Source organism: Mannheimia haemolytica (assembly GCF_004342115.1).
Classification (GTDB): Bacteria; Pseudomonadota; Gammaproteobacteria; order Enterobacterales; family Pasteurellaceae; genus Mannheimia; species Mannheimia haemolytica.
In genome coordinates, this window is record NZ_SMAC01000006.1 from 53,546 (window position 1) to 67,387 (window position 13,842).

Annotated in this window: 9 protein-coding genes and 1 pseudogene; 2 read left to right on the forward strand and 8 right to left on the reverse strand. The window is 39.9% G+C overall.

Annotation, left to right across the window (positions count from 1 at the left end; genetic code table 11):
• Positions 1 to 58: 58 nt before the first annotated feature.
• The 4 genes and pseudogenes from tamB to EDC41_RS03120 form a co-directional block, all read right to left on the reverse strand.
• Positions 59 to 4,159, reverse strand: a complete 4,101-nt coding sequence (tamB, locus tag EDC41_RS03105) for an autotransporter assembly complex protein TamB (RefSeq protein ID WP_006250657.1) — start codon at positions 4,157 to 4,159, stop codon at positions 59 to 61.
• A gap of 80 nt (positions 4,160 to 4,239) precedes the next feature.
• Positions 4,240 to 6,075, reverse strand: a complete 1,836-nt coding sequence (tamA, locus tag EDC41_RS03110; protein WP_032848759.1) for an autotransporter assembly complex protein TamA — start codon at positions 6,073 to 6,075, stop codon at positions 4,240 to 4,242.
• A gap of 11 nt (positions 6,076 to 6,086) precedes the next feature.
• Positions 6,087 to 6,932: pseudogene (locus tag EDC41_RS03115) on the reverse strand (divergent polysaccharide deacetylase family protein).
• The gene (locus tag EDC41_RS03120) at positions 6,933 to 8,096 is read right to left on the reverse strand and encodes a peptidoglycan DD-metalloendopeptidase family protein (protein WP_006250652.1); all 1,164 of its coding nucleotides are present in this window, start codon (positions 8,094 to 8,096) and stop codon (positions 6,933 to 6,935) included.
• 167 nt (positions 8,097 to 8,263) lie between these two features.
• Between EDC41_RS03120 and EDC41_RS03125 the strand changes: the two genes are divergently transcribed.
• On the forward strand, positions 8,264 to 8,947 hold the full coding sequence (locus tag EDC41_RS03125; RefSeq protein WP_006250651.1) for a 2,3-diphosphoglycerate-dependent phosphoglycerate mutase: 684 nt from the start codon (positions 8,264 to 8,266) through the stop codon (positions 8,945 to 8,947).
• A 136-nt stretch (positions 8,948 to 9,083) separates the two neighbouring features.
• Here the strand turns inward: EDC41_RS03125 and frr are convergent, their stop codons facing one another.
• Positions 9,084 to 9,641: a ribosome recycling factor gene (gene frr / locus EDC41_RS03130; RefSeq protein ID WP_006248085.1), complete on the reverse strand. Its 558-nt coding sequence runs from the start codon at positions 9,639 to 9,641 to the stop codon at positions 9,084 to 9,086.
• A gap of 51 nt (positions 9,642 to 9,692) precedes the next feature.
• Positions 9,693 to 10,409, reverse strand: coding sequence for a UMP kinase (gene pyrH / locus EDC41_RS03135; protein ID WP_006250650.1), 717 nt, complete (start codon positions 10,407 to 10,409; stop codon positions 9,693 to 9,695).
• A 91-nt stretch (positions 10,410 to 10,500) separates the two neighbouring features.
• On the opposite strand from pyrH, the gene EDC41_RS03140 reads away from it, so the two are divergent.
• Entirely contained in the window at positions 10,501 to 12,063 is a 1,563-nt protein-coding gene (locus tag EDC41_RS03140; protein ID WP_006252537.1) for a phosphoethanolamine transferase, read from the forward strand.
• Between the two features lie 64 nt (positions 12,064 to 12,127).
• Here EDC41_RS03140 and tsf read toward each other — a convergent pair whose 3' ends face one another.
• Both tsf and rpsB read right to left on the reverse strand, forming a co-directional pair.
• A complete protein-coding gene (gene tsf, locus EDC41_RS03145) occupies positions 12,128 to 12,979 on the reverse strand; it encodes a translation elongation factor Ts (protein WP_006248082.1) in 852 nt (283 codons plus the stop codon).
• Positions 12,980 to 13,074: 95 nt separating this feature from the next.
• The gene (rpsB, locus tag EDC41_RS03150) at positions 13,075 to 13,794 is read right to left on the reverse strand and encodes a 30S ribosomal protein S2 (protein ID WP_006250649.1); all 720 of its coding nucleotides are present in this window, start codon (positions 13,792 to 13,794) and stop codon (positions 13,075 to 13,077) included.
• Between the last annotated feature and the right edge of the window lie 48 nt (positions 13,795 to 13,842).

Below are 13,842 nucleotides of genomic sequence, written 5' to 3' on the forward strand. Positions count from 1 at the left end.
CTATAAAGCAAAAAGGTTGTTAATGGCGAAACATTAACAACCTTTCATTCAGCCTTAACTAGAATAGCTCGTCAAATTCAAAGCGATACATTAAATCTACCGCTTGGTTAATACTTGAGACCCATTGTAAGTACAATCTTGGCGTTAAATTATAGCGTAAGGTTAATTCGGTAAGCGGTGCAAAAATGCCCACGCCATACTTCACTCTGAATTTAGGGGCAAGGCTGGCACTTACTTCTACTTTGGTGTTATCGCCAATACCTGCGGTGGTCACGCTTAAATCTTTGAGTCCGAAAGTGCTACCAACATCACCCACCAATTTACTGCTTTTTGATAAGCTCATACTGAGTAATGCCGCTGCGACTGCATTACTGGAGCTGGTATCGCCACTGCTTTCCAATGAACGACCAGTTAAAATATAGGAAAGTGCTTCATTTTGCGACATTGCCGGATCAGAGAATACTTTTACCGTTGGATTGTCTGCCAAACCGGTCACTCTTACCCCAGCTGTAATGGTCGGATCTTCCATTGCCTCCGGATTGCGTATAGCTTCAATATCTAAGGTTGGCTGAGACGGTGAGCCGGCAAAACTAATATCACCTTTACGAATCAGCAAGTCTTGACCATAAGCGGCAAATCGTCCTTCACGCAAATGAACTTGCCCGTAAAGCCCTAAACCTTGTTTGCCTTGTCTGACAGACAATAAGCCATTCACGTTACTGTTTAAACCATAGGCTTTGAGTTTGACATCATTACCGATGTTAATCTTAATATCTGCATTAATTGCCATTCCACCTGAGGTTTGAGCCGGAATATTACGTTGGCTAAACGGCACTTTATTTTTCACAGAGCCGTCCATAATCACCTCATCTCCACTTACACTGACCGCACTTTCAGGTAACTGCTCGACTTCAATTCTTGCCCAAGGGATATCTACATTTCCACTTAAGGTTAAAAGAGTTGGCGTTGCCGTCACTTGAATATCCGGGCTAACTGCCACTTTTGCGATATTAGGAATATCCACTTGGAAACGGTTAGCTTGAGCGTGAACCCGTGTTTTCCACGCATTTAGATCTCGCCAGTCTGCATCACCCTCCAAACGCAGTTCGCTTTGTTTGGTTTGTAATTTACCGCTTAAAGTCGATGTTGCCCCGTGGAAATTCATTGCTAAATTCCCACCTGTAATATCAAACGGCATTGTAACAGAGCGAGCTTTTAACTCTGTAACGTTTAGATTTCCGTGCAATAACGGAGAGGTTGCGGTGCCGCTCACGGTAAGACGAGCATTCACATTGCCATCAACCGAATCGCCCCGTTCAAGTAGCGGTCGAATCAGCTTTAAGCTTAATTGGTCAAGATGAATATTGCCGGATAACGCACGAGCCTTACTTAAATCTTTCATCACTAAATCAGTCGAAAGTCTGCCGTTATTTTCGACCCTTAAATCAGATTTAAGGGTTAAATTATTGTCAGACATTTTCAGATCAATTTTAAGCGGTGAAACGGTGAGTGGGAAACTTTTTCCCCCCTCCATTTTTTGAATAAATTTAATCGCATTAGAGGTTAAATCCAGATTCACTTGAGGCTGTTTGTTTTTAAACCAAGCTGCATCGCCTTTGGCATTCACAATCCCTGAAAGCTGGCTGTTTTTCTCCAAAAATTGTTGCAATACCGCTAAATCAAAGTTACGGATTTCAAAAGGCACTTTACCCTCAACACCGGCATTAAATGCAGTCGGGAAACAAAGATTAATTTTCCGGTTATGCCAACAATGTGCGGAAATATTGGCGTTAATGGCTTTATTGTCATATTTCACATTCACTGCTTTATCTGCTTGGAATTGACCAAACTCGGTGGATTGAATCGAAACTTGGCTTAATTGCCCTTCCCAAATTTCTTTCAAACGGTCAAATTTTCCAGAAATTTGCAAATCAGCACCAACCGGATTGCCTTTTGCACTTAATTTCAAGCTATGATTTTCTTCATTTCCTTTTAGCAATAAAGTGGCATTTTCCACTTTGATTTCATTATAGGCAAATTGACGTAACCCCAAGGTTAAATCCCCTTGAATGGTTTTCTCAGTGGTAATTTTGCCTTTTGCGGTTAAATTTTGCAGTTTAAATTGCTCATAGCCTACATTTGAGGCCACTAAATCTAAATCAATGTTAGGTTCTGAAACCTTACCCGATAATTTGGCATTACCATTCACGCTGGCTTTTAAATTCGGCACTAACCCTTGCAAATTAGGGGCTTTAATATCCGCATAGAAATCAGATTTTTCGCCTAACACGCCTTTTAAATCGATCTTATTTTCACCATACACCAGCGATAAGCCCGGAACATCTAAAAGTTGTTGATGATCGGCTTTTAAATTACCGCTTAAGTGTAGATTTTTCTGTAATAACGAACCTTTAATATCAATATTCGAGACGTCCGCTTTCCATCCGCTAGCTGAATTGCCCCGTCCTGCATAACCTTCGGAAGATAAAGAACCGGACAATACCGCCGGCCAGTCTGCCAGTAGGGATTTAGTGTTAATATGCTGAAGTTTCAAATTTGAACGCCACGCAACGCCCTCGCTCCAATCCACTAAACCGTCGATCTTCGCCGTACCTTCCAGCGTATTGAGACTTAAATCTTGTATATTAAAATGGGTTAATTCCCCTTTGCCAGTTAAACTAGCCGAGCTTGCAGGCACGCCCATTCCTTTGGCACTGACTTTAGCCTCCAAAGCGTAATCCAGGAGATTGCCATTAAGCCTCATGGCGATATTCTCTAAACTCAGCACATCACCATTTTGCTGAGGAGCAAACGGATAACGCATTGACTCACTCTTCAGCGATAAATCAAAGGGAGTTTTCGCCTGAGCCAGTGCAACATTGCCCTCCAACGAGGCGCTAATTGCACCAGCCGTCTTCACTTTTAGGCTGGTTTTGTCATATAGCTCACCGGAAAGAGAGGCTTCAATTTGATTGAACGGCAATTTTACTTTCGCCGTTTTTGCCTCGTGACCACTTAGCGTCCAACTTAGCGGATAATTATCTTGTAACGATAAAGAACCGCTTGCGGTTAGATCCCCTTGGTCGCTTTTGAAATCTAAACTTTTTAGGTTGATATGCTGATCTTTTGCTTGAGCCTGAAGCTGTAAAGAGGCAACATTTAACAATGAGATCGGCTCAATCAAATTCCCTTTTTCATCTTTAGCTTTTTGAGCAATCGCTACATTCGCAATATCAATCTGTTCAATATTGAGATCAAGAGGCAAACTAAAGCGAATATTTTTATCCAATAACGGCTGTGCTAATTGTGCTTTAATCGCTGCCCAATCCACTTTATTATCCACCTGTTCGGCCTGTGCAACAGTTTTTCTCTGTAATTGGTGAAAGCCCTCTACGACTTTTTCACTGGTTTTTTCCACCACCGCCTCTTGAATCACTTTATCAGCAATCTCTTGTGGATTTGTCGCTGATAACGCCTCTGTTTTTGCATTTTTTTGTGCAAAATCGACCGCTTGTTCAGTATCAGTTTCGTCTAACTTTAAGGCTAAAAGCAGATTTAGCCCCTCTAACTGTGTCGGGTGAACGGTAATAGCCCGCCCTTTACCAGAAAGTGCAGTGTGGAAATGATTAAGATGAATATCCATATCATCAACTTTGACCTTGATATTCTCTAAATTGATATTTTGAGCTGAAATCCCCAATGGCAAATTTAATTCGGTGAAAGGTTCGGTCTCTTCTTTTGGCTGAGAAGGGGGTAATTTAGTCGTATCAATCAACACCTCTGTATCTTTAAGGCTGAGATTATTCAAACACATTTCATAGTGGAGCAAGCAGCTAAAACCAATATGCAGATCTGCTTGCCCAACCGTTACATTCACACCGTCCATCACAAATCGGGCATCAGAAAGCTGTAACCCATCTTGCAGGCTACCTTGCACTTGCCCAAGTTGTAATGGCTCTACGAATTTATCTACCCAGCTTAACACTTTACGTTGCCCGTAACCTGTGCATAGAAAGAGAATGGCGAGTAAAAGTAGAATAAACGTCAGACAAAAGCCGTGCTTCAAAAACCGCCACTTTGATTTTTTAGGCTGTGTTGCTTGTGGCTCTTGTGCTGAGTCCGTTTGATTTGTGGCTGTTTGTTTATTTTCGTCAGTCATAATCGTGCATATTTATGAGGTGATAAAAAGTAAACAAGCGGTATGCGAAATTTTACTGAAATTCGACCGCTTGTTTTCATTTACAGATCGGAACCTAAACCAATATAAATTTGTATTCCTTTGGAATTATCTGGTGATTTTACCGGCGTGGCGACATCAAATTTAATCGCCCCGATAGGTGATGCCCAACGCACCCCTAAGCCCGTACCGTAGTAGAGATCCTGAGTTTTGAATTTATTCGATGCCAAGCCTGCATCATAAAAAATTGCACCCCACCAATTAGGGTAAACCTGATACTGATATTCTACTGTGCCTGTGGCTAAATGAGAGCCTCCGACACGTTTGCCATTACTCGGATCACGAGGGGAAATATCCTTATAGCCAAAGCCCCGCACACTCATATCGCCACCGGCAAAATAGCGTAACGCCGGTGGAATACGTTCAAATTGATTGGCTTTCAAATACCCCAACTCCGCCCTTAAATAGAACCGATGGTTATCAAAGTAAGTTCTCGCCCAAGATGTCGAGGCTTTATAACTATAAAAGTTTACATCTGAACCTACTGCACGACTCCCCCAGTTTACCGTTAATTTTTGTGTATCCCCCCATAATGGGTAAGGCTTGCCATCTGTTCTGGTTCGATTCAATGATGCCGTTGGGTAAACTAATAAGGTTTTAAATCGATCATTAGCTTGAGTAAAAGAATCGTAACGGGCTTTTAAACCAACAGAAAATGACCAACCGGTTTCGTGAGTCCAGAAACGTTGTAAGCCAAGGGTGGCAGCGGTTGATTTTGTATCGTTTTGATCTTCGTTTTCTAAAGTGCCGGATAATTGGTAATAATAATGTAGCGGATCTTCTCTAAGTGGAATATTATAACCAAATTCAAATGTCTGCTCCGGCTTAGAAACGTACGTTCGGCTTTCAATACTATGACCTCGGCTATTTAACCAAGGTTTCTTCCAGTTAAGCTGTAACCTTGGGCCAACTTCAGTTTCGTAGCCTATCCCAATTTCCACTTCATTGCGTTTTTTAGGCTGAAATAACACATTTAAATCCACTAATTTATCCTGTTCATTTAAATGTGGCTCAACCATCACTGATGAAAACCAATTACTGGAAAGGTAATCTTGGGTTAAAATCGAAAGATCGTTAGCTAAATATGGCTCACCGGAATGAATTTTAAGAATATTTTGCAAATATTCTTCTTTGATTTGGCTATCAACAAACCGGATTTGTCCATAATGGTATCGTTTTCCGCTATCATAGCCTAAACGCCAATCCGCTTTATGATCGGTCGGATAAACTTCCAAACGGTGATAAAGCCAATGACCGTCAAAATACCCTTTACTAAAAGCGGTACTTTCAATATCACCTTTAAAATTATCATAGGTTTTATGGTTTAAACGACTACCTTGTTTTGGGGCTTTACTGACTAGATGAGCGAAATCTTCGTCCGTTTTTGCATCGCCTTGCAAAACAATATCGGTTTCATCAATTTTTACCGTCTCTTTATCTAGCTCAACATTTAATACTAAGAGCGGTTTCTTTCCCTCCTGAGGTAGCTGCACAAATTGGTATCGGCTATTATAATAGCCCAAGGCTCTCAGAGCTTTATCTACTGTGGTTTGCACCAAATATTGATAACGCTCTGAACCATCTGCATATTCATTGGCAATTTGATCTAAATATAGCTCCACATTTTTCTTGGCATCTTTATCCTGAATGCCTTTGACTTCTAAAGTGACTAATGGCTCTATTTCTGGCTCATCATCACTATCTTCCGCTAATTTTTCTTGCAGATTTTCAACTCGCTCACGATCTACGTCAGACAGCCTTTGCTCTTGATTTGCTTGTGCCATTGAAGAAAAAGCCACTAAACAGCAGAATGTTAAAAAATGTAGTTTTGTATTCATTAGTAACCTTTTTATTCTTTTGGAATGCCACGCAAAAGCGGAATACTGTCATAAGGCGGAACAGAACTTAACGCTGGCTCTTGCTCAAAGAGCATAATGAATGGTTTGTCAGGCACTGTTTTTTCATTACGCCACAAGTTTCCAACACTCACCAATTCAATATCTTGAGGTAGTTGTGCTAAATTTTGCTTCAGTACACTAATCGTATTCTTGCGAGGGTGTCCTATCACCACCTCTACCCCGTTTTTTCGTGCGTGATTAATTGCATGTGCAAACTGTTTTTGTACATCAGCAAGCAATCGCTATCATCTAAAAAAATGTCTCTCTCCAGCGTATTAATACCAAATTGACGAGCCGTTTTAGCCGCCACACTACTGCCAATAGTTTTACTGTCTAAAAAGAAAAGCGTATTTTCTTTTAACACTTTCATCAAATGTTGCATTGTAGCAGAGTCTGAAGTTGCGCCACTGCCCATATGGTTATTTAAACCAATAGCATATGGTACTTGACCACGAGAAGTATGAATAAGTTTCCGAATTTTCTCTTCGTTATCACCAATATGAATACCCCCCCTCTTCAATTGGCTGTTTCGATTTAGGTTCCATTGGCAAATGAATCAAAATATCCCGTTTTTGGTTATAAGCGTCCTTTGCCCGTTCTGTTGCATAGGGTGCAACAGGAATAATCGCCACGCTTACCGCCTTGGGTAAGGCTAAGATTTCTCGATCTTCTTTTATTCGATAGCCCACATCATCAATTACAATCGCCATTTGAGCTGCTTGTACAAGCGGTGTAAAAAGCACAAACATTTGCAAAAAAATGTTAAAATTCAACCGCTTGTCAATTTGTTTAAACATCTATTTCACCAAATTTAGAGGATTAATCGGCTTGCCTTTACGGGTAACACCAAAATAGAGTGCAGAACGGCTTTGTCCCCCACTGTTACCAACCTTCGCAATAACCTGTCCGCCTTGCACTCGGCTACCCTTGCTGACTGAAATAGATTGGTTATAGCCATAAAGGGAAATATCACCATTGCCGTGGTCAATCGCAACCATATTGCCATACCCTGCAAGCCATTGAGCCATTATGACTCGCCCGCTCGCCATTGCTCTAACCGAAGTACCGGCAGAAGCACCAATCACTACACCGTGCCAATTATTACCAAAAGGAGTGATAATATTGCCAGACACCGGCATCGTATATCGACCAGCCTTGATCGGTGTTCTCTCAACATTCTCAGTTGTTTTGGACTGACCGGATTTTGCCTGTTTTTCCCGCTGTTGTTCACGTTTTTCTGCTTGCTGAGCCTCTCTTTGCGCTTGTTCTAATTGTTGTTTTAGTGCCTGTTCATTGCTGCGTAAATTCTCTAATCGGCTTTGATCCTGCTCAAGCGTTTTATCGATTAAACGTAAGGTACTTTCACGCTGGCTTTGTACTTTCTTTAAATCTTTCTCTTGTTTCTTTTGTTCATTAAGTTGCGTTTGATGATCTTTTTGCTGGCCTTTCAATTCATCACGTCTGGCTTTAAGAGCAGCTTGGGTTTTACGAATTTCAACAATCGCATCAATGCGAATATTATTCATATGCTGATAATAAGCGGTCATTCTTTCCGCATTTTTTGCCTCTTCAGACATTAAACGCTCTAAGACCGAAGGGTTCACCCCAGAACGGTAGGCAGAGTCCAACTGCTCTTTTAATTTTTCTTTCTGCTGTTTTTCCAACTTTTCTAAACGGGCAATTTCAGTCTCAGTCGCTTTAATGGTCTGGCGAACTTCCGTTAAAGACATTTCGGTTTTTTGTAATTTATCCAACACCTTCCCCATTTCTACTTCTTGGTTTTTTAGGGTAGATTGCAACGCATTACGTTTTTGCTTTTGTTCATTAATTTTTGAGGTTTGCTGTTGGATTTTTTGCTGAATCTGATTAAGATTATTTGCAAAAGAAAAAGGGGTAGAAAAGCTTATTACCCCACTGAAAATAGCAGTCCAACAGTAAGAATTTATTCGTTTCACCAGCATACCTTTATTTCTTCAAAATATTATTAAGGTTATATTCTAATCGGTTATTTGCTTAAGATCAGCTTTTTAGTGAAAGAATTTAACTATCTATTTCAAAATATAAAGAATTTTGCTATAAATAGCACAATTTCAAATCCATTAATTTTACTCAAAGCTAAGGAGTCATTATGCAATTAGTATTTATCCGTCACGGTTTCAGTGAATGGAATGCTAAAAACTTATTTACCGGTTGGCGTGATGTTAATTTAACAGAACGTGGGATTGAAGAAGCAAAATCTGCCGGTCAAAAATTAAAAGCAGCCGGTTTTGAATTTGATATTGCGTTTACTTCGGTTTTAACCCGTGCGATCAAAACTTGTAACATCGTATTAGAAGAATCAGACCAATTATGGATCCCTCAAGTGAAAAACTGGCGTTTAAACGAGCGTCACTACGGTGCATTACAAGGTTTAGACAAAAAAGAAACTGCTGAAAAATATGGTGATGAACAGGTTCACATCTGGCGTCGTTCTTATGACATCTCTCCACCGGATTTAGACCCACAGGATCCAAACTCAGCACATAACGACCGCCGTTATGCTAACTTACCAAAAGATTTAATTCCAAATGCAGAAAACCTCAAAATCACCCTTGAGCGTGTGTTACCATTCTGGGAAGATCATATTGCACCTGCATTAATTTCAGGTAAACGCGTATTAGTTACTGCTCACGGTAACTCATTACGTGCATTAGCAAAACACATCGAAGGCATTTTTGATGCAGACATTATGGACTTAGAAATCCCAACCGGTCAGCCATTAGTGTATGAACTAGATGACAACTTAAAAGTAATCAGCAAACGTTACTTATAATTGGTAAATTTCCGATAAAAAATAACCGCTTGTAGTGCAACACATTACAAGCGGTTATTTTTTGTTAATTTTTTGCAAATGGCAAAGAACAAAAATAAAGGCGAATCATACATTCGCCTTATTGTTTTAAAGTAGATTAGAAATCTAACAACTCTTTCTCTTTTGCTGCTAATACTTCATCAACTTTTTTAATGAAGGTATCGGTGATTTTTTGAATATCTTCTTCAGCTTTGTGTTGTTCGTTTTCGCTGATTTCTTTATCTTTTAATAACGCTTTGATTTGGTCATTAGCATCACGACGAACATTACGAATTGCCACTTTGCCTTGCTCACCTTCTGCTTTAACGATTTTGATTAAATCACGACGACGTTCTTCCGTTAATGGTGGAAGCGGAACACGAATGGTTGTGCCGGCAGAAGATGGGTTTAAACCTAAATCTGAGGTTAAAATTGCTTTTTCTACCGCAGAGATTAAAGATTTATCAAATACGTTTACCGCTAAAGTACGGGCATCTTCAGCTACCACGTTCGCTACTTGACGTAATGGAGTCGCAGAGCCGTAATATTCCACTTGAATACCGTCTAATAAAGAAGGTTGGGCACGACCTGTACGAATTTTCGCAATATGCCCTTTTAAAGCCTCAAGGCTTTTTTCCATACGATCTTGGGTATCTTTCTTGATTTCGTTAATCATTGATTTTTTATCCTTTTATTTAGTAACTGAGAGTTAAACAGAGAAAATTAATTATTCAGAAATGGTTGTACCTTCTTCAGTACCGAATACCACATTGCGTAACGCCCCCGGTTTGCCCATATTAAAGACACGAATTGGCATTCCGTGGTCACGAGCAAGCGTGAATGCTGCTAAGTCCATTACTTGTAATTCTTGCTCAATAACTTGCGCATACGTTAATTTATTATATAGTTTTGCATCTGCGTATTTTGCTGGGTCTTTATCATAAACGCCATCAACTTTAGTTGCTTTTAATACCACATCAGCTTTAATTTCAATACCACGCAAGCAAGCAGCTGAATCGGTGGTAAAGAACGGGCTACCTGTACCGGCAGAGAAAATCACCACACGTTTTTCACGCAACATTTTAATTGCTTCAGACCAGTTGTAAGTGTCGCAAATCCCATTTAATTGGAACGCAGACATTAATTTAGCATTTACCTCTGCACGGTGTAAGGCATCACGCATAGCCAAACCGTTCATTACGGTGGCAAGCATACCCATATGGTCGCCCACTACACGGTTCATTCCTGCTTTGGCTAATTTTGCACCACGGAATAAGTTACCGCCGCCAAGTACCACACCAACCTCAACGCCTTCAGCAAGTAATTCTTTAATCTCTAACGCCATACGATCCAAAATAGACGGGTCGATACCAAAACCTTCACTGCCTTGTAGGGCTTCACCACTTAATTTGAGAAGAATTCGCTTATAAATAGGTTTGCTCATTTTAATTGCCTCTTAACTGTATGGACTAAACACAAAATTACGTTATTATAGAACAATCCAATATAACGATAAACTAAAAATATTCACTACAATGAAATCCAAACAACTTTTCGGCATTCTTGTCGCTATTTCGCTGGCAACTGCTGCTAGCTGTTTAATGCTAATCGGATCAGGCTTTTTTCCAAATCCGAGTATCTTTGAAGTCATTTTGGGCGTATTCCTCATCATCGCTCTTGCCAGCTCTAAATGGACTTATTATTTACTCTTACTGCCAATCAGCATCGCTTATGCAATTTATACCCCGGTTGGGATAAAATTCGGTAAACCGACTTACGAGTATATCGCCTCTATTTTTGCTACCGATATGATGGAAAGCAAAGAGTTTATTGCTCAACTGCCGATTTTAAATATTGCGGCGGGCATTGCGATTGTACTAGCGGTCATTTTTTATCGAAAAATTACCAATCGCTATCAAATCCGTTTTTTACGCAATAAAACATTCGTGATTTCGGCTTTTGTATTAATGCTGTTTTCCCTTGCACCGTTTAAATTTTTTCAGGAGTTCTACAATTCGAGCCTAAAGGTAAAGAAAGAATTGGAAGTGCTGAACAATTTAACGCTAGATTCACAATGGGGACAATCAACCCTCAGCTCAACTTCAAACTACGATGATTATGTACTGATTATGGGCGAAAGTGCGAGAAAGGATTATCACCACGCCTATGGCTATCCGGCTGCCAATACGCCTTTTATGAGTTCGGCAAAAGGAACCTTGATTGACGGTTTAACCTCCGGTGGCACAAACACTATCGCCTCATTACGCTTAATGCTCACTAAGCCCGATACGGAAAAATGGGAAGCAAATTATGGGTTAACCTTAATTGATTTAATCAAATCTACCGGTATCAAGACCTATTGGATCTCAAATCAAGGCTATTTGGGCAATTACGATACGCCGATTTCCTCTATCGGTAATAAAAGTGATGTCAAAATTTTCACTAAAGCCGGCGATTCATTAAATACCAATGTGAGCGATTTTGAATTGTTACCGCATTTTGCTAAAGTGATTGAAGAACCTGCTCAAGGGAAGCGTTTCATCTTTCTGCATTTATATGGCTCGCATCCTATTACCTGCGATCGTCTCACCGATTACCCGAAAATGTTTGACGATGACAAACTGCCAAAACGCTACTTTAATGTAAATTGCTACGTGTCATCTATCAAGAAAACCGATGAATTGCTGAAACGGGTATATGATTTGCTAGTGAAAAACCAAGAAAATCACCAGCGTTCATTCTCAATGGTTTATTTGTCTGATCACGGTTTATCGCACGAGGTTTCAAAAGAGAACATTGTTATCCACAATGGAAAGGATAGAAGTAAATTACACTACGATATTCCGCTGTTTAAAATTTCAAGCGATGATACCCAACGTAATGAGTATAAAGCCTTTAAATCCGGCTTAAACTTCACTAATAGTATTGCGAATTGGATTGGTATCGAAAATCCGTTATTAGATAAAGAAATTAATCTTTTTAACGAACAAAACGATAAAAGTGATTATGGGCTAAAGAAAATCATTGAAACGCAGTCTACTGTAGAAGATCCAGCTGTTCCTATTCCTGAAAGCTACTTATATAAAGCGACTAATTAGCAAAAGTAAGTAACAAAAAAAGCAGGCTTTAAGCCTGCTTTTTTAGTTTTTAGTATCAGAAAAATTAAGCGTTACCGCCAGTGATTTTCGCTACTTCTGCTGCGAAATCTTCTTCTACTTTCTCAATACCTTCACCTACTTCTAAACGAATAAAGTTAGAAACTGAAGTATTTACTGATTTTAAATATTGACCTACAGATTGAGATGGATCCATTACAAACGGCTGACCGGTTAATGAAACTTCACCGGTGAATTTAGCCATACGGCCTTCAACCATTTTTTCTGCGATTTCTTTTGGTTTACCAGAATTCATCGCAATTTCAATTTGAATTTCACGTTCTTTTGCTACTACATCAGCAGAAACATCTTCTGGGTTTACAAATTCAGGTTTGCTTGCAGCAACGTGCATTGCTACTTTCTTAAGCTCATCTTCAGAGCCTGCACCTGCTACTAATACACCAATTTTCGCACCGTGTAAGTATTGAGCAATAACTTCGCCTTCTAAGTATTGAACACGGCGAATGTTCATATTCTCACCGATTTTCGCAACTAATGCCGCACGTTTTTCTTCAAATTGTGCTTGTAATGCTTCGATAGTTGTACCTTTATTTGCAACTGCAAAATCAGCAACTTCGTTCGCTAATTCTAAGAAACCGGCATCTTTTGCAACGAAGTCAGTTTCACAGTTCATTTCAACTAATACGCCAAAACCTGAAGCGACACGAGCAAGGATTACACCTTCAGCTGCAACACGACCTGCTTTTTTAGCCGCTTTCGCTTGACCAGATTTACGCATATTATCGATTGCTAATTCAATATCACCGTTCGCTTCAACTAATGCTTTTTTACATTCCATCATACCTGCGCCGGTACGTTCACGAAGTTCTTTAACTAATGATGCTGTGATTTCAGCCATTTTAAATTCCCCTTATTTGATATGGTAAAACAGGCTCTCACCTGCCTAGAAATTTCATTGTTTAGGGCAGGTTAAAACCTGCCCCCTCAACTGAATTATTCCGCAGAAGCTTCTTCTGCTACTTCAACAGTTTCAACACCGCGACCTTCTTTGATTGCAGCAACTGCTGAATCTAAGTAAAGTTGGATAGCACGTGTTGCATCATCGTTACCAGGAATGATGTAGTTAACGCCATCTGGAGTTGAGTTAGTATCAACAATCGCAAATACCGGAATACCTAAGTTGTTTGCTTCTTTAATTGCGATATGTTCGTGATCAGCACCGATAACAAAGATTGCATCTGGTAAACCGTTCATATCTTTAATGCCGCCTAAGCTTAACTCTAATTTCTCTAACTCACGCGTACGCATTAACGCTTCTTTTTTAGTGATTTTGTCAAAAGTACCGTCTTGAGTTTGAGTTTCTAAATCTTTTAAACGCTTGATTGATTGACGAACTGTTTTCCAGTTAGTCAACATACCACCTAACCAACGGTGATTAACGTAGAATTGTTGGCTATCTACAGCAGCTAGCTTAACTGCTTCTGACGCTGCACGTTTTGTACCTACGAATAAAACTTTACCGTTGTTAGAGGCAATACGAGTTAATTCCGCTAATGCTTCGTTAAATAAAGGTAATGTTTTTTCTAAGTTAATCACGTGAACACCATTACGAGCACCGAAAATGAATGGTTTCATTTTTGGGTTCCAATAACGAGTTTGGTGACCATAGTGAACGCCTGCGTTAAGCATATCGCGCATAGAAACTTGTGCCATAAGAATTTTCCTTCAAAGTTGTTTGTCTTACCACTTATGTAAGGCAAG

Bases quoted from the DNA above. Each gene is read 5' to 3' on its own strand.
- tamB (WP_006250657.1), bottom strand. From the start codon at position 4,159: ATGACTGACGAAAATAAACAAACAGCCACAAATCAAACGGACTCAGCA.
- tamA (WP_032848759.1), bottom strand. From the start codon at position 6,075: ATGAATACAAAACTACATTTTTTAACATTCTGCTGTTTAGTGGCTTTT.
- EDC41_RS03120 (WP_006250652.1), bottom strand. From the start codon at position 8,096: ATGCTGGTGAAACGAATAAATTCTTACTGTTGGACTGCTATTTTCAGT.
- EDC41_RS03125 (WP_006250651.1), top strand. From the start codon at position 8,264: ATGCAATTAGTATTTATCCGTCACGGTTTCAGTGAATGGAATGCTAAA.
- frr (WP_006248085.1), bottom strand. From the start codon at position 9,641: ATGATTAACGAAATCAAGAAAGATACCCAAGATCGTATGGAAAAAAGC.
- pyrH (WP_006250650.1), bottom strand. From the start codon at position 10,409: ATGAGCAAACCTATTTATAAGCGAATTCTTCTCAAATTAAGTGGTGAA.
- EDC41_RS03140 (WP_006252537.1), top strand. From the start codon at position 10,501: ATGAAATCCAAACAACTTTTCGGCATTCTTGTCGCTATTTCGCTGGCA.
- tsf (WP_006248082.1), bottom strand. From the start codon at position 12,979: ATGGCTGAAATCACAGCATCATTAGTTAAAGAACTTCGTGAACGTACC.
- rpsB (WP_006250649.1), bottom strand. From the start codon at position 13,794: ATGGCACAAGTTTCTATGCGCGATATGCTTAACGCAGGCGTTCACTAT.